At 41.5% G+C, this 14,961-nt stretch carries 15 protein-coding genes and 2 pseudogenes; 15 read left to right on the forward strand and 2 right to left on the reverse strand.

Annotation, left to right across the window (positions count from 1 at the left end; genetic code table 11):
• From HT723_RS03325 to HT723_RS03380, 12 genes are all read left to right on the forward strand, one after another.
• Nucleotides 1-3,429, forward strand: a 3,429-nt coding sequence (locus HT723_RS03325) for a tail fiber domain-containing protein (protein ID WP_240154940.1), incomplete at its 5' end; no start/stop codon positions are given.
• A complete protein-coding gene (locus HT723_RS03330; protein WP_000368698.1) occupies nt 3,422-3,628 on the forward strand; it encodes a hypothetical protein in 207 nt (68 codons plus the stop codon). The genes HT723_RS03325 and HT723_RS03330, both read left to right, overlap by 8 nt.
• On the forward strand, nt 3,625-4,158 hold the full coding sequence (locus HT723_RS03335; protein ID WP_055356734.1) for a hypothetical protein: 534 nt from the start codon (nt 3,625-3,627) through the stop codon (nt 4,156-4,158). Before HT723_RS03330 ends, HT723_RS03335 begins: the two co-directional genes overlap by 4 nt.
• Complete coding sequence (locus HT723_RS03340) at nt 4,151-4,303, forward strand: hypothetical protein (RefSeq protein WP_000036642.1); 153 nt, start codon at nt 4,151-4,153, stop codon at nt 4,301-4,303. The genes HT723_RS03335 and HT723_RS03340 overlap by 8 nt, the downstream gene beginning before the upstream one ends.
• A gap of 10 nt (nt 4,304-4,313) precedes the next feature.
• Complete coding sequence (locus HT723_RS03345) at nt 4,314-4,751, forward strand: hypothetical protein (protein WP_172934639.1); 438 nt, start codon at nt 4,314-4,316, stop codon at nt 4,749-4,751.
• Nucleotides 4,752-4,764: 13 nt separating this feature from the next.
• Nucleotides 4,765-5,241, forward strand: coding sequence for a hypothetical protein (locus HT723_RS03350; protein WP_172934640.1), 477 nt, complete (start codon nt 4,765-4,767; stop codon nt 5,239-5,241).
• A 6-nt stretch (nt 5,242-5,247) separates the two neighbouring features.
• On the forward strand, nt 5,248-5,568 hold the full coding sequence (locus tag HT723_RS03355; RefSeq protein ID WP_000381730.1) for a hypothetical protein: 321 nt from the start codon (nt 5,248-5,250) through the stop codon (nt 5,566-5,568).
• 5 nt (nt 5,569-5,573) lie between these two features.
• Nucleotides 5,574-6,356, forward strand: coding sequence for a hypothetical protein (locus HT723_RS03360; protein WP_000067166.1), 783 nt, complete (start codon nt 5,574-5,576; stop codon nt 6,354-6,356).
• Between the two features lie 340 nt (nt 6,357-6,696).
• Nucleotides 6,697-7,026 carry a phage holin gene (locus HT723_RS03365; RefSeq protein ID WP_138702735.1) on the forward strand — a complete coding sequence of 110 codons (330 nt, stop codon included), beginning with the start codon at nt 6,697-6,699 and terminating at the stop codon, nt 7,024-7,026.
• A 2-nt stretch (nt 7,027-7,028) separates the two neighbouring features.
• Entirely contained in the window at nt 7,029-7,985 is a 957-nt protein-coding gene (locus HT723_RS03370; RefSeq protein WP_172934641.1) for an N-acetylmuramoyl-L-alanine amidase family protein, read from the forward strand.
• A gap of 176 nt (nt 7,986-8,161) precedes the next feature.
• The gene (locus tag HT723_RS03375) at nt 8,162-8,368 is read left to right on the forward strand and encodes a hypothetical protein (protein ID WP_000917045.1); all 207 of its coding nucleotides are present in this window, start codon (nt 8,162-8,164) and stop codon (nt 8,366-8,368) included.
• Nucleotides 8,352-8,783 carry a DUF2335 domain-containing protein gene (locus tag HT723_RS03380; protein ID WP_000379281.1) on the forward strand — a complete coding sequence of 144 codons (432 nt, stop codon included), beginning with the start codon at nt 8,352-8,354 and terminating at the stop codon, nt 8,781-8,783. Before HT723_RS03375 ends, HT723_RS03380 begins: the two co-directional genes overlap by 17 nt.
• A gap of 186 nt (nt 8,784-8,969) precedes the next feature.
• On the opposite strand, the gene HT723_RS03385 is transcribed toward HT723_RS03380, so the two are convergent.
• Nucleotides 8,970-9,158, reverse strand: a complete 189-nt coding sequence (locus tag HT723_RS03385) for a hypothetical protein (protein ID WP_000109850.1) — start codon at nt 9,156-9,158, stop codon at nt 8,970-8,972.
• 713 nt (nt 9,159-9,871) lie between these two features.
• Between HT723_RS03385 and tgt the strand changes: the two genes are divergently transcribed.
• The 3 genes and pseudogenes from tgt to HT723_RS03400 all read left to right on the forward strand — a co-directional run.
• Nucleotides 9,872-11,014, forward strand: a complete 1,143-nt coding sequence (gene tgt / locus HT723_RS03390; protein ID WP_001285237.1) for a tRNA guanosine(34) transglycosylase Tgt — start codon at nt 9,872-9,874, stop codon at nt 11,012-11,014.
• Nucleotides 11,015-11,114: 100 nt separating this feature from the next.
• Nucleotides 11,115-12,932: an acyltransferase family protein gene (locus tag HT723_RS03395; protein WP_172934642.1), complete on the forward strand. Its 1,818-nt coding sequence runs from the start codon at nt 11,115-11,117 to the stop codon at nt 12,930-12,932.
• Nucleotides 12,933-13,188: 256 nt separating this feature from the next.
• A pseudogene (locus HT723_RS03400) lies at nt 13,189-13,884 on the forward strand (helix-turn-helix domain-containing protein); the annotation flags it as partial.
• A gap of 95 nt (nt 13,885-13,979) precedes the next feature.
• On the opposite strand, the pseudogene HT723_RS03405 reads toward HT723_RS03400, so the two are convergent.
• Nucleotides 13,980-14,658, reverse strand: a pseudogene (locus tag HT723_RS03405) (reverse transcriptase domain-containing protein); the annotation flags it as partial.
• Nucleotides 14,659-14,961 lie beyond the last annotated feature (303 nt).

Genomic DNA, 14,961 nt, shown 5'->3' on the forward strand with positions numbered 1-14,961 from the left:
GAAGAAGTCAAGCAAGAAGTGTCTGACACTATCAATCAGCGTTTCAATAGCTTTCATGATGAACCTTTACGAGAATCAAGGCGCAAGGCTGAGGAAGCTTTGAGACAAGCTGGCGCAAGTAGCTCTCTTGCTCAGGAAGCCAAGCAGATTGGGCTGGATTCTGTTGCTAGACTTGAAGCGTTTAAGTCGCAGACTAGGAGTGCTCAGACGGCTTTGTCGGGTGATTTGAATCTTCTAAAGCAGACAGTTACCAATGATATAAGCTCCAAGCAAAGGCAACTTAAAACTGACATTTCCAAACAAGTTCAAGCTCTCGGTCGGATAAAGAATGACTTGGCTGGAGTCAGAAGCTCTCAGGCAAGATATGAAGAGACGACTAAAGGCAGGCTAACTGCACTGACGAACAGAATGGAAGGGAAAGCTAACAAATCAGAAGTCAGGCAAACAGCAGAGACTCTGACGAGTCAGATAGACCGTATACAAGAAGAGAGCTCTACTCGTATTTCAACAATGACCTCTCGTTTTAATCAGCGCGCTGATGCGCTTGATGCTGGAGTGAGGCGTTTGACTGAAGGTCTCAGAACCAAAGCGGATATCAGCTCCCTCAATGTGACTGCTGAGAATATTAGGCAGTCTGTGAGGAGGTTAGAAAGAGATACCCAGAGTCAACTAAATCAGAAGCTTAGTACGGCTGAATTTGAGGTGCAGGCTGGCTCTATCCGCCAGGAAATCCTGAACGCAACCAAGGACAAGGCAGATAAGACCTTAGTTGTGACTGAAGCTGGAAAATTGCGAGAAGAATTTTCAAATATGCAAGTTGGTGGTCGGAACTATTATCGTGATTCCGAGAAAATTCAACAGTCTCGTTTTGGTTTTGTGTTTGATAATCTAGATCCCTATCTTTCAAAGTCCGATATTGGGACAACTTGGACTCTCTCGTTTGATTATAAACTCGATGAAGTTGATGGTTCTTTTCCTTTCCACATGATGCATAATGGTGGGAATGGCTTTGGTATAGAGGGACAAACAAAGTTCACTGCGACTAGGGAGTGGCAGCGATTTAGGCTTACAGGTCCGGTATTTTTTAAAGAGGATGCGCCCTCTGAATCCAAGCTACAGATGACCCTATTCAATTCAGATTTAGGATACGGAGGAACTCTTTTCATTCGTAGGATTAAACTTGAAAAAGGTACCCTAGCGACAGACTGGAGTCCAGCGCTTGAAGACACCAATGGTCTCATCACACAAGCTAAGGCTAGCTTTGAGCGAACAGCGCAGGAATTGCGAACGGATTTGTCGGCTGTTCAGGCCTATGTTACTCAAGATGGTCAAAGACAGGAAAGCTTACAGCGCTATACTCGTGAGGAGAGCGCGAGACAAGCAAGAGCAGTTCGTGAGCAGATATCCAGAGATTATGTAGGGAAATCAAGCTATCAAGAAGACGTGGAGGGGATTCATCGGAGAATTGAAGGAGTTAAAACGAGTGCGAATAGAGAAATAACTAGCCAAATAGCTAGCTATCGTCAATCTGCCGACGGGACATTTAGGGATATTTCAAGCCGAATAACAACTTATAAGCAGGATATGACCAGGGACATTGCGAACCTATCCCATCAACTGGCAGGTAAGGTAGAGACTACTGACTTCCAGCGTGTTAAGGAAACCAGTGAACTTTACGAGCGGATTTTGGGCAATACTGAAAATGGAATTGCGGATAAGGTTGCTCGCATGGCTCTGACCAATCAACTGTTTCAGGTTGAGGTTGGGAAATATAGTGTAAGCGGCCCTAACCTCATTAAGAATAGTGATTTTAAAAATGATACGAATAAATGGGTCTCAACTCAAAATTTAGGAAGATTGGTTAAGCATAGCTTTTATCACAACGGGCAGAAAGACCTTATGCGTTTAAGCAATGCAACTAAAAACAAAAACTTTTTGTCTAGTCACCGTTTTAATCTTGAACGAAATACTGACTATGTACTGAATTTTAGAGGATTTAACAACAGTGCTCTAGCAAGCTATGATGTTTATATTTTGGGACGAAGAGCAGGCGAGAGCGATGGATTCACAATCTTTAAGAAAGTTGTTAGCAGCAAGAAACTATCTACCTCTAGATGCGAAGATGTCTCAGTAACTTTTAATTCCGAAGAAATGGATAATGCTTACATTCGTTTTGAGAACAATGGCTCATCATCAGGAACAGCTGATTTGTATATTACAGAAGTTGACTTGTACAAAGGTTATAAACCTAGAACATGGCAACCACATCCAGAAGATGCAGTCGCAGATGCGAATAAGAAGCTTGAAGCAACGCAAACAAAAATGACTCAACTAGCTGGCTCCTGGTTGGTTCAAAACATCAACAGTGCAGGTGATTTGATTTCGGGTATCAATCTAGGAGCCAATGGTCATAATCGTCTTTCTGGGAAATTACCCCATATAACAGGCGAGACCCTGATTGACAGAGCAGTCATCAAGTCTGCCATGGTTGATAAGTTGAAGACAGCTAATTTTGAATCAGGTTCAGTAACGACAGCTGTTTTAGCTGCCGAAGCGGTCACAGCTGATAAGGTAAAGTTTGATCATGCCTTTATTCGAAAACTTATTGCCAACGACGCCTTTATTGGAGAACTAACTTCTAAACGTATCTTTGCGACTAAGATTGAATCAGTTGTGAATCGCTCGACTTTCTTAGAAGCTTATCAGGGTCAAATAGGAGGGTTTACAATTGGTCGTTTTGCTCAAGGAAGAGGTCGCTGGATTTCTGGTGTCAACCAATTCTCGGTCGGCATGGGAAACGGCGAAGGCGGAAGCTACAATGGCGAAAATACCGCATTTTGGGCGAACTGGGGTTACAGTTGGAACAGTCCTGGCCCCAATGCTTGGTATGTGACAACGTTAGGAAACATGCATTGCCGAAACGGAGCAAATTTCCACGGTAGGGTTGACTTTTCGGATTCATCGAGAGCAAACTTCTATGGGAATACTACTTTTTCTCGTTCTCCTGTGTTTTTAAATGGTATCGAACTTGGAAGTAAAGACGTCTTTGGTGATGGTTGGAATCCCAAAGGCGGAAGGAATGCGGTTGTTTGGTGGAATCAGGTCGGTAGTGGTAGCGTGAAGTATTGGATGGAACAAAAATCAGACAGACGCTTAAAAGAGAACATCACAGATACAGCTGTGAAAGCCTTGGACAAAATCAACAGATTAAGAATGGTTGCATTTGATTTCATCGAAAGTAAGAAACATGAGGAGATTGGTCTAATAGCTCAAGAGGCTGAAACCATCGTTCCAAGAATTGTCTCACGAGATCCTGAGAATCCAGATGGCTATCTACATATAGACTATACCGCTTTAGTTCCTTACTTAATCAAGGCCATTCAAGAATTAAATCAAAAAATAGAAAAAATGGAGAACAGACATGGATAATCACACAATCGACAAGCTAGTCGCTGAGTCGCTCGTCGACCGTTTGGCTGATATCGAATTGAACTATGCGCATTTAAATGTACACCATAGGCTGGCTTTGGCTGAATTACAGGCCTTTAAGGCGGTGCTGGAATATGACCCAGCGCTTAAAGAACTTTTTGACGAAACGCAAGCGAAAATGAAAGGAAATAAGGAATGAATTACGAAGTAGCAATTAATCCCTACTTGAAAGGTGGGGAAAATGTAACAGTTGTCGCAATCAAGATGGAAAACAAGGGGCGCTATTCTTATGAGCAGTGCGAATTGCCAGGTGACCACACACAGGATAGTGAGGACGCCCTTATCCAAGCGGTTTTGGAATTGGTTCGCACTGAACTTGACCCGACTAGTGCCATTGTCAAGAACCAAGAACAACTGGCTAAGACGACGGAAGCGCTGGAGAGAGCCAACCAGCTCATGGATGGCATGCAGAAGGTCAATCTCCAGAATGCTCAGGATATTGAGGATATCTTAGCGCGATTGGAAGAGCTGGAAGCTCAAGGAGAGTCTGATCAGGAGGAGGCAGAGGAGGACACCCCTCAGGTTACGGACACAGAAAACCAAGCTGAAGAAGCACAACCAACCCCAGCGGTAGAAGATAAGAAAGAAAGCGAGAAAGAAGATGATATTTCTGAAACGACAAACCAAGAGAGCCCTAGTGAAGACAATGGAGGTAGCAGCAATGAGTAAGATTACACTAGATCAAGCAAAAATCGACATGTACATCAACCTACTGGAACGTGGAGCAGTTGACTTTTCATGGGTACATAAACGCTGGAAAGACCGTGTGCGCAAGGAATTGAAGCGACGTGGTTTGAGCCACTTGGCGAACTAGCGAGGTGTTTATGGACGTCTTACAATCAATAGAGCATTTCTTCATGAATGTGCTATCAGCAGCTTCACCGATTATTATAGCTTGGCTCAGCTACAAATTGCCGAAGAAATCAAAGGAACAGACAGACCAAATCATTTCAGAGTTGAGCGAAGTCAAGAAACAGATCAAAGATGTCCAGACTACCGCTAAAGATAGCAATTCCAAAATCGATGAAGTACAGGAAAAGCTAAAAGTGCACGACGAGGCGCATCTAAATACCATGAAATTGCGCCTTGACCGTGATATGCGACGGGCTATTCGTAGAGGGTTCACTTCAAAAGACGAATTTTCCCTAGTGGAAAGTCTGCACAAAAGCTACAAGGCTTTAGGAGGTAATGGCTACATAGACCGCTTATTCAGCGATTTTGGGAAATTGGAGATTAAGGAAGACATCTTAGTAGATGATTAGAAAGAGGTGCAGAATGGTCTGTAATCTCAATATGACCAATCTCGCACAGATTGACGGCGGTCACCTGATTAAGCAAGGGGACTTGGCTTCCACCTTTGGTTTTGCCCTCTTAGACGAAGACTACCAAGTCATCTCCTCTCTGGAAGGGGAGGAGGCGCTGATCAGTCTGACCAAGGAGGGCTACCAGTGGAAGAAGCAGGTAACCGTTACCGGTCAAGGTGTGAGTTTTCATCTGGACGCTATCTTGCCCATTGGGAGTTATCGCTTGGAAATCACGGCTGGAGGCTATGTTTTCCCCAGTGATAAATCTGTCCATATCAAGATAGTCGCCTCAGATAAAGAATTGGTCACAGAGGAAGTCCATGCTTTAAAAGAGCTGGGTATTGCAAAAGAAGTTGAGAAACAGCTTGCAGGTAGAACTGTAGGCGAGAGCCCAGTAGGTCAGGAATTGCCAGACCTGCTCTTTTATTACAATTTAGGAAAGGTGTAACACAAAATGGATACTACAAAATTAACAGCATTTGCGCAGGCAGTGGGGGAAGATAACAAAAAGGTAAACGAAGAGCTGAAAACGAAAGTCAGCACGTCTGACATGAACCAAGCAATCGCCCAAGCTAAATCTGAAGTTAAGGCTGAAATCTTGGGTGAAGGTACCCCTGAGAATTTGGACACACTGAAAGAAATCGCGGAAAAAATCACAAGTATGGGACAAGATGAAAATAGCGCACTTCTTGGCAAAGTAACTGAAGTCAGCGGACGTGTAGACCAGATTGCCAACCTTGACTTGGTCGCAACCTATAACGCAGCGAAAGCGTGAGTGCTATGAGTAACCTTGAAAATCTAGCAAGAGCAATCGGTGAGGATGTCAAGGCTATCAAAGAAGACTCAGAGCTAAAGGATAGGGAGGTTAAGAAAAGACTGGACACCCTTGAGAGTAGACCGAAAGTCCATCCAGAAACCCTCGTTACAAAAGCGGAGCTGGAAGAGAAAGGCTACTTGACCTCCCACCAAGACTTGTCTACTTATGCCCAAAAATGGGAGTTGTACAATGATATCCCCATCAAGGCTAGGATTTCCGCCTTAGAAAATCGTCCATCATTCGATACGCTGACACCGACTCAACGGGATAGCTTAAAAGGGGATAATGGGCATAGTTTGAATGCCAGCGTTCGTATTGAGGGTTCTTATAAGAATGGCTCTACTAGCCGATTGAATTTGTTTGCGGATGTATTCTACGATGGCGAAGCAGTCACGAGCGGCTATACTCTTGATTATTACTACCGTGGTTTTGGCTATACAAACTGGCGTTCTTTGAGAAATCAGACCCCTGATTCAGCAGGAAAATTTGGCACATGGAGTGCTTCTCAGCGTTCTGGTGGTTGGTTTGAAGTTCGCATTGAAGTGAATTACAGAGGATTGAGAGCCTCTGCTTTTACCCATTTGGATAATGTCAACGATGGTGAACAAGGGCGAAGTGGAGTTCCAGGTCAGAACATTGTCAATCAGAACGGTTCGCAGGCACTCAACTATTGGGCCGGTACGCAAGAGCAGTACGATGCTATTACTACCAAAGACCCTCACACGATTTACGATATTTTTAAGTAGGTGAAGCTATGAGAGATAGAGTAAGAATCATGTTAGGAAGTAGAGAGATTGTCAAGCGCTATATTGGCGATAGGTTGGTGTGGTCGAGTGGACCGTCATTATTATTGGAAGTGTTAAACACAAGAATGTGGCAGTACTGGGGTGGGTACAATATTGATATTAAAGGTAATGATATTAAGGTTGCTGCTATACGATATGTACAACTCAATAATAGCAGATTAATAAGAATTCAGGCTGATATGTATAACCGAGGAGTCATATATCTAACTGGTACAAACTTAAGGGAGTATATAGGTACCGTTAATGTTAAGTTTTATAGAGAATAGAAAGGAAACAACACATGACACAATTTAATGAATTTATTATCGCTTTTGCGACAGGCTTTTTAGCAGTAGCAGTAGGCAGTATCGTGAAAATGGTGAAAGACTATCTTTTGCGAAAAGGCGGAGAGAAAGCGGTGATTATCGCTGAAATCCTAGCCAAGAACGCAGTTAATGCCGTGGAGCAGGTGGCTCAAGAGACAGGTTATAAAGGTGATGAAAAATTGGCACAGGCTCGCACTAAAATCCGGGCAGAGCTGACCAAATATAAGATCAGCATGACCGATAAGGACTTGGATACCTTTGTAGAGTCAGCCGTGAAGCAGATGAACGATGCTTGGAGGGAGTAGAGATGGATATCGATACAAGCAGACTACGTACAGGCTTGCCACAAGTAGGCTATGCGCCATATCGACAAGTGCACGCTCACTCTACGGGGAACCGTAATTCTACCGCTCAAAATGAGGCAGACTACCACTACAGAAAGAACCCTGAGCTTGGTTTCTTCTCTCATGTGGTTGGTAACGGTCGTGTCATGCAAGTAGGCCCTGTAAACAATGGTGCCTGGGACGTTGGTGGCGGTTGGAATGCGGAAAGCTATGCGGCAGTTGAATTGATTGAAAGCCATTCAACTACAGAAGAGTTCATGGCTGACTACCGTCTCTATATCGAACTCTTACGCAATCTAGCAGATGAAGCAGGTTTGCCTAAAACGCTTGATACAGACGACTTAGAGGGTATCAAAACGCATGAATACTGTACCAATAACCAACCCGACAACCATTCAGACCATGTGGACCCTTATCCCTATCTTGCAAAATGGGGCATTAGCCGTGAGCAGTTCAAGCACGACATTGAAAACGGCTTGAGCGTTGAGACTGGCTGGCAGAAGAACGATACAGGCTACTGGTACGTAGACTCAGACGGCTCTTATCCAAAAGATAAGTTTGAGAAAATCAACGGAACCTGGTATTACTTCGACGGCTCAGGCTACATGCTTGCAGACCGCTGGAAGAAGCACACAGACAGCAACTGGTACTGGTTTGACCAGTCAGGTGAAATGGCTACAGGCTGGAAGAAAATCGCTGACAAGTGGTATTATTTCGACGTAGAGGGTGCTATGAAGACAGGATGGGTCAAGTACAAGGAGACTTGGTATTATCTTGACGGTAAAGAAGGTGCCATGGTATCAAACGCCTTCGTCCAGTCCGCAGACGGAACAGGCTGGTACTACATCAAACCAGACGGAACAATGGCAGACAAGCCAGAGTTCACAGTAGAGCCAGACGGCTTGATTACGACTAAATAATTTTAAAAAATAAAAGGAAAGGAAAACTTTTCTAAAATGTTTATCTACCCCACAGGACTCGTCCTTGTGGGGATTTTTTTGTTAAAAAGAGTAAGAAACATTGACTTTTTTAAAGAAAGATGTCATAATCAAGTTAATTCAAAAAAATATTATGGAGCGAGTAGGAGGAATTTGGGATGTTAAAAAATACAAAACAACCTCAATACTTTAAGTCTTTTTTACTTGGTATGACAGCAATTGTATTGCCTGTTTTTAGCTTTAACCAGAACATTTCGAAAGTAAAAGCTGATACAGTCCCAGACTGGAAGAAAGTCAAAAGTGATTACAAGAAATCAACGATGGGCATTCAGAAAGAGGTAATGAAATTTGGATACCGAGAATAAAGATTTGATTGAAGTCAATAATATTGTTGATGAAGTCGAGCGCTTACCACATGAACAGCGTCAAGTAGTTTTACAGAAGTTGGAAATCTATCAAGGTGACCTACCTCATCCAGATATTCTCAAAGGATATAAAGAGCTATATCCGGATGCTGCTCAAAAGATTATTGATAATGGTATTGCAGAAAGCCAACATCGTAGAGAGATGGAAGATAAATACTTATCAGGGAATATTGCTTCTCATAAATTGGGACAGTTATTTGGCTTTTTAATCGCCCTCGTTGTTATTATTGGTGGAATTTACTTAATAGCAACAGATAAACAAATTGCAGGTAGTGTCTTAACTGGAACTACTGCATTAGGGCTAATTGGTTTGTTTACAGGGAATAATCAAAATAAAAACAAAGACAAAGAATAATTTTTCACCGCAGGCTCAGGCTTGCGGTTTTTTTATTTTTCAAAAACACACATTTTGAACGATTAGAAAGCAAAATCACAATCCTATTGTTCAAAAAAGCGTTTACATGAAGAATATGGAGAGGAAATCGTGGTGTATTATTGTCAAAAACGGTGTTTTGTTAAAAATAAAAAACAGTGACCGAAATCACTGCTTTTTAAGTTCCTGGGCGTATGTTATCATGCTGATAGCGTGTTTTAGACGCATATTCATAATATCCGATACACCATTTTTATACTTGTCCACGGCCTGAATAGACATGCCACAGTTTTTGCTAATAGCATAGGCTGTGGCGTTGTCTAAAAGCCAGCGGATAGCTTCAATATCTACTGACATATATTACCTCGTAAAATACCAAACTGCAAATAGGAGTAGAAGAAGTCCAATAATAAATTCAACTTTTTCACGCTTGGTGGTTTTTCTAACTTTAAGATTTACTTTCATTGTTTTTCCTGTTATAATTTAAGTACACCCCCGAAGGGGTGGATAGTGATTTTTCACTATCCAAATTCGATGTGCCATTCAAAGCTGATTATAAATAAGTTTATTTTGACTACTAGCTTATTTGTTTTTGCTTTGAGTGGTTTCTTTTTGAACTTAAACATTTCATGTTCCTTTCTACTAGTTTCCTTGTCTAAGGTTTCCTCCTTAACCTTATGTATCCATTATACAACTTTGGTTGCATAATGTCAATAGTTTTGATGGAGTTTTTTTATTTTATTTTTAAAAGACTGTGAGTAATCACGGTTTTCTATTTATAAACTATTAGAATTAAATTGCAACCTTCTCAACTATACGGGCAAAGATGATTGTAAAAATGAATACGAAGATGAATACGATTTAAAAAAACGATGGAAATTAGTGTAAATGATTTTAACGAAAAATAAGTAAAAACTCAACTATTTACAAGCAACGGAAAGTATTTATAAACGCAAATTCTTTATACCATAGTTCGTGACAGTTCCAGCTTTTTTTGATAAAATCATACAGTATGCCCTTGGGTACAAAGTATGAACTGGGACTGTCTTTCCCAGCTTCGGAGGTAAAAAATGTCAGATTCACCAATCAAATACCGTTTGATTAAGAAAGAAAAACATACAGGAGCTCGTCTGGGAGAAATCATCACTCCCCACGGCACCTTCCCAACACCTATGTTTATGCCAGTTGGGACTCAAGCCACTGTCAAAACTCAGTCGCCTGAAGAATTGAAGGAGATGGGTTCGGGAATTATCCTGTCAAACACCTATCATCTCTGGCTTCGTCCTGGAGATGAACTTATTGCTCGCGCAGGTGGTCTCCACAAGTTCATGAATTGGGACCAGCCTATCTTGACAGATAGTGGTGGTTTTCAGGTTTATTCCTTAGCAGATAGCCGTAATATCACAGAAGAAGGAGTAACCTTTAAAAACCATCTCAATGGTTCCAAGATGTTCCTATCGCCAGAAAAAGCTATCTCTATTCAGAATAATCTGGGCTCAGACATCATGATGTCCTTTGACGAATGTCCTCAGTTTTATCAACCTTACGATTACGTTAAGAAATCAATCGAGCGTACCAGTCGTTGGGCTGAGCGTGGTTTGAAGGCTCACCGTCGTCCGCATGACCAAGGGTTATTTGGGATTGTGCAGGGGGCAGGATTTGAAGACCTGCGTCGCCAATCGGCTCATGACCTTGTCAGCATGGATTTCCCAGGCTACTCTATCGGTGGTTTGGCAGTGGGAGAAACCCACGAAGAGATGAATGCGGTCTTGGACTTTACAACTCAACTGCTACCTGAAAACAAACCTCGCTATTTGATGGGTGTGGGAGCGCCAGATAGCTTAATCGATGGGGTGATTCGTGGGGTGGATATGTTTGACTGTGTCTTGCCGACTCGTATCGCTCGTAATGGGACTTGTATGACCAGTCAGGGACGTTTGGTTGTCAAAAATGCTCAGTTTGCTGAGGATTTTACGCCACTGGATCCTGAGTGTGATTGCTACACATGTAAGAACTATACACGCGCCTACCTTCGTCACCTCCTCAAAGCCGATGAAACTTTCGGTATCCGCTTGACTAGCTATCACAATCTTTACTTCTTGCTTAACCTGATGAAGCAAGTGCGACAAGCCATCATGGATGACAATCTCTTGGAATTCCGTGAGTATTTTGTGGAAAAATATGGCTATAATAAGTCAGGTCGTAATTTCTAAAATGGAATTGATATAAGCTAAAAATCCTAAGTTTTCTCTTGGGATTTTTCTTCTTTTTTTGATAGAATAAAGTGTACAATGAAAGGAAGAATAAACTCGTATGCGCATTAAATGGTTTTCCTTGGTTAGGATTACAGGTTTACTTTTGGTACTCTTGTATCACTTCTTTCAGACGATCTTTCCTGGAGGATTTTTCGGGGTAGATGTCTTTTTCACATTTTCAGGTTTCCTGATTACAGCTCTACTCATTGAAGAATTTTCTAAAAACCATGAGATTGATTTGATAGGATTTTTTAGAAGACGCTTTTATCGGATTGTGCCACCTGTGGTTTTGATGGTCTTGGTGACCATGCCTTTTACTTTCTTGGTTCGCCAAGACTATGTTGCTGGAATTGGTGGCCAGATTGCGAGCGTCTTAGGCTTTATGACCAACTTCTATGAACTCCTAACAGGTGGGAGTTATGAATCTCAGTTCATTCCTCATTTGTTTGTTCATAATTGGAGTTTGGCAGTTGAGGTTCACTACTATATTCTTTGGGGATTGGCAGTTTGGTTCTTATCCAAACAAGCTAAATCAAATGGTCAGTTGAAGGGGATGGTCTTTCTCTTATCTGCTGTTGCCTTCTTGATCAGTTTCTTCTCCATGTTTATTGGTAGTTTTCTAGTGACCTCTTATTCCTCTGTTTATTTCTCCAGTTTAACTCATGTCTATCCATTCTTTTTGGGAAGTATGTTAGCAACTATTGTAGGTGTTCGTCAGACGACTTCCCTCGTCAAGCAGTTGGATAAAATCTGGGATTTACGAAAGACTTTGGTAGTTTTTGGAGGAGGCTTTGGTTTCCTAGTTCTTTTGACTTTCTTTGTCAAATTCACTTATCTTTTTGCCTATCTTATCGGCTTCTTGCTTGCCAGTCTTGCAGCTCTTGCCATGATTCTGGCGGCGCGTGTCTTACATGAAAAGACACATCATATACAAGAGCCAAAGATGATTAGTTTTTTAGCGGATACTAGCTATGCAGTTTATCTCTTCCATTGGCCTTTCTACATCATTTTTTCACAGTTGACCTCAAATCTTCTTGCTGTGTTATTAACTTTGATTTTTTCTTATGGATTTGCCAGTCTTTCATTTTATGTATTGGAACCTTGGATTGCAGGCAAGAACACACCTATTTTACAAACTCTTCGTCCCCTGCCTTATATTCACACAATTCTTGCAACAAGTACGGGAATCTTGGCCTTCATTGTCTTCTTAGTGACTTTGTTGGCACCACAAGTGGGAGCGTTTGAGACAGACTTAACTGTCAATGGCTTGAAGCAAGCTGCTAGTAATATTGCCCAAACAAAAGTGATGGCAGAACGAGCAGAAGCTGATAGTTTAGGAATTGCTGATGGCACTATGTTAATTGGTGACTCGGTGGCTTTAAGGGCAAATACAGCCCTGCAGACAGCTCTTCCTGGAGCACAAATTAACGCGCAGGTCAGCAGAACAACCAAGACTGCCAATGAAATCATGATAAACAATAGCCAAAATAAATTTTTACCTAAGATGGTGGTCATTGCGACTGGGGTAAATAATCCTGAAAATTACAAGGAAGACTGGGACAGTATCGTGAAAAATCTTCCTAAGGGCCACCATATGGTTTTGGTGACTCCTTATGAGGGAGATAAGACAAAAGAGACCTATGCCATCGTTGAGAAGGCTGCTGCCTATATGAGAGAATTGGCAGAGAAGACACCTTACATCATGATAGCAGATTGGAATCAAGTTGCGAAAGAGCATCCAGAAATTTGGGCAGGAACAGACCAAGTCCATTTCGGAAGTGACACTAGCACTATTGAAGCAGGAGCAAAATTGTATGCAGATACGATTGCCACAGCCTTGAAGACAGCTCAAGACAAGCCAGTCAAATCAAAATAACGTGTATTAAAAAGAGAAGAGTTGGAGAAATCCAACTCTTTTAAAATATCGCATCTCTGTGCCTTTCTTGTGTTTGTGGTTGAACAACAAGTATAACACAGAGGTGTTTTCTTATGCCTACACTTTCAGCTAGTTGAACCATCTAATTTTTAGGAGGGCTGGGTGGCTAACTTCATTATAGAACTTTCATTTAGTAAATCGAACGTGAAAATGTCCCATTTGATAAAATAGTCGTATGAAAAGTATCCAACTGAATATGAATGAAACGAAAAAATATCTTGTGATAAAAGCTATAGACCAAGGAAAGAAAACAAAGAATCGAGCCTGTGTCGAACTGAATCTTTCTGAAAGACAAAGCAATCGTCTGCTACTAGCCTATCAACAGAAAGGAAAAGAAGCCTTCAGACACGGAAACAGAAATCGAAAACCAAAACATGCAATCCCTGATGAAATCAAAGAACGTGTCCTAAAGAAATACCTCTCCTATGAAACATATAAACCAAATGTCCTTCATTTCTGTGAATTACTAGCTGAAGAAGAGGGAATTCAGCTCTCTGATACAACTGTTAGAAAAATACTCTATAAGGAAAACATCCTCTCTCCCAAGTCTCACAGAAAGACAAAGAAGAGACTAAGAAAACAAGCTAAACTGAACCGCAATCATCCCCTAGACAATCCAATCTTACCGTCCGCTAAAGATTTCCTGGAAGACACTAAAAAGCTACATCCTAGTAGACCCAGAAAGAAATTTGCTGGAGAACTCATCTAAATGGAGGCTAGCCCTCATGCCTGGTTTGGAGCAGAAACCTCTAACTTACACTTAGCCATTGATGATGCTTCCGGCAATATCCTAGGGGCTTATTTTGATAAAAAAGAGAACTTGAATGCTTACTATCATGTCCTTGAACAAATCTTAGCCAATCACGGCATTCCCCTTCAAATTATAGTAGATTGAAACTAGAATAGTACACCTCTACTTCTAAAACATTGTTAGAAATCGATTTGACTGTCCTGATCGGTTTGTCCTATTCTTATTTCATTTTACTATACTTTCAAACCTAGTCGTTTCTCAATAAAACGACTGACTGAATACATCACACGCTTAGCGGCTGCCTCGCTTCCGACCATCATCACACAATCATCTGCGTAGCGCACAAATCGAAGTCCCCTCTTTTCTAATTCCTTGTCCAATTCATTAAGCATGATATTAGATAAGAGAGGAGATACATTTCCTCCCTGTGGTGTACCAACTAGCGTTTTATGACGCTGACCATTAATGATAACACCTGAATGAAGATACTTACGAATCAAGGATTCCCTATCTCCGTCTTCGATAATATTATGTACTAAGGACATCAATCTATCTTGAGGAACCCTATCGAAAAATTTCTCTAGGTCTATATCCACTATCCACTCATAGCCGTCATTTAAGTACTCTAAGAGCTTGGACAATGGCCTGTTGAATCATTCTATCCATAACTGCTGGAATTCCTAGTTGACGGATACCTCCGTTTGGTTTAGGAATCTCAACTCTAAGAACTGGTTGAGGCTTATATTTTCTCTGTTTTATCAGCTCCTTAGTCAAGCGCCAGTTTTGTCTGAGATAGTCATCCATCTCTTCGATAGTCATTCCATCAATCCCAGCTGAGCCTTTATTGGATTTTACTTGATTGTAAGCTTCCAGCATATTTTCGCGTGATACTATCTTATCTAGCAATTTTGACATGTGCCTATTCCTTTCTTGTTTTGGTGCCTGAGGGATATCTTATATTGGTGAACCTTCATCTAGTCAATACGTGACAGAGTCCAGTTCTATCAGACCGTTCGTTTTACAGACACAAGTAAAGTAGGATTACTTCGATCTGTCGTTTTCTCTTTCTAGCGACAGAGCTCACGGGATAAGTCCTACATCTTTCCTCGTTTAGACTAGACATGAGGACGTTAAAAGGTTACAGTGGAAAAAGATAAATCTTAGTTCGAATTCAATTACTCTCGTGATTTACGCATATAGGTTACGACTACCTTTTTG

This window comes from Streptococcus sp. 2106 (genome assembly GCF_013277315.1).
GTDB lineage: Bacteria > Bacillota > Bacilli > Lactobacillales > Streptococcaceae > Streptococcus > Streptococcus pseudopneumoniae.

Coding starts and splice junctions, on each gene's coding strand:
- HT723_RS03330 (WP_000368698.1), top strand. CDS start 3,422: ATGGATAATCACACAATCGACAAGCTAGTCGCTGAGTCGCTCGTCGAC.
- HT723_RS03335 (WP_055356734.1), top strand. CDS start 3,625: ATGAATTACGAAGTAGCAATTAATCCCTACTTGAAAGGTGGGGAAAAT.
- HT723_RS03340 (WP_000036642.1), top strand. CDS start 4,151: ATGAGTAAGATTACACTAGATCAAGCAAAAATCGACATGTACATCAAC.
- HT723_RS03345 (WP_172934639.1), top strand. CDS start 4,314: ATGGACGTCTTACAATCAATAGAGCATTTCTTCATGAATGTGCTATCA.
- HT723_RS03350 (WP_172934640.1), top strand. CDS start 4,765: ATGGTCTGTAATCTCAATATGACCAATCTCGCACAGATTGACGGCGGT.
- HT723_RS03355 (WP_000381730.1), top strand. CDS start 5,248: ATGGATACTACAAAATTAACAGCATTTGCGCAGGCAGTGGGGGAAGAT.
- HT723_RS03360 (WP_000067166.1), top strand. CDS start 5,574: ATGAGTAACCTTGAAAATCTAGCAAGAGCAATCGGTGAGGATGTCAAG.
- HT723_RS03365 (WP_138702735.1), top strand. CDS start 6,697: ATGACACAATTTAATGAATTTATTATCGCTTTTGCGACAGGCTTTTTA.
- HT723_RS03370 (WP_172934641.1), top strand. CDS start 7,029: ATGGATATCGATACAAGCAGACTACGTACAGGCTTGCCACAAGTAGGC.
- HT723_RS03375 (WP_000917045.1), top strand. CDS start 8,162: ATGTTAAAAAATACAAAACAACCTCAATACTTTAAGTCTTTTTTACTT.
- HT723_RS03385 (WP_000109850.1), bottom strand. CDS start 9,158: ATGTCAGTAGATATTGAAGCTATCCGCTGGCTTTTAGACAACGCCACA.
- tgt (WP_001285237.1), top strand. CDS start 9,872: ATGTCAGATTCACCAATCAAATACCGTTTGATTAAGAAAGAAAAACAT.
- HT723_RS03395 (WP_172934642.1), top strand. CDS start 11,115: ATGCGCATTAAATGGTTTTCCTTGGTTAGGATTACAGGTTTACTTTTG.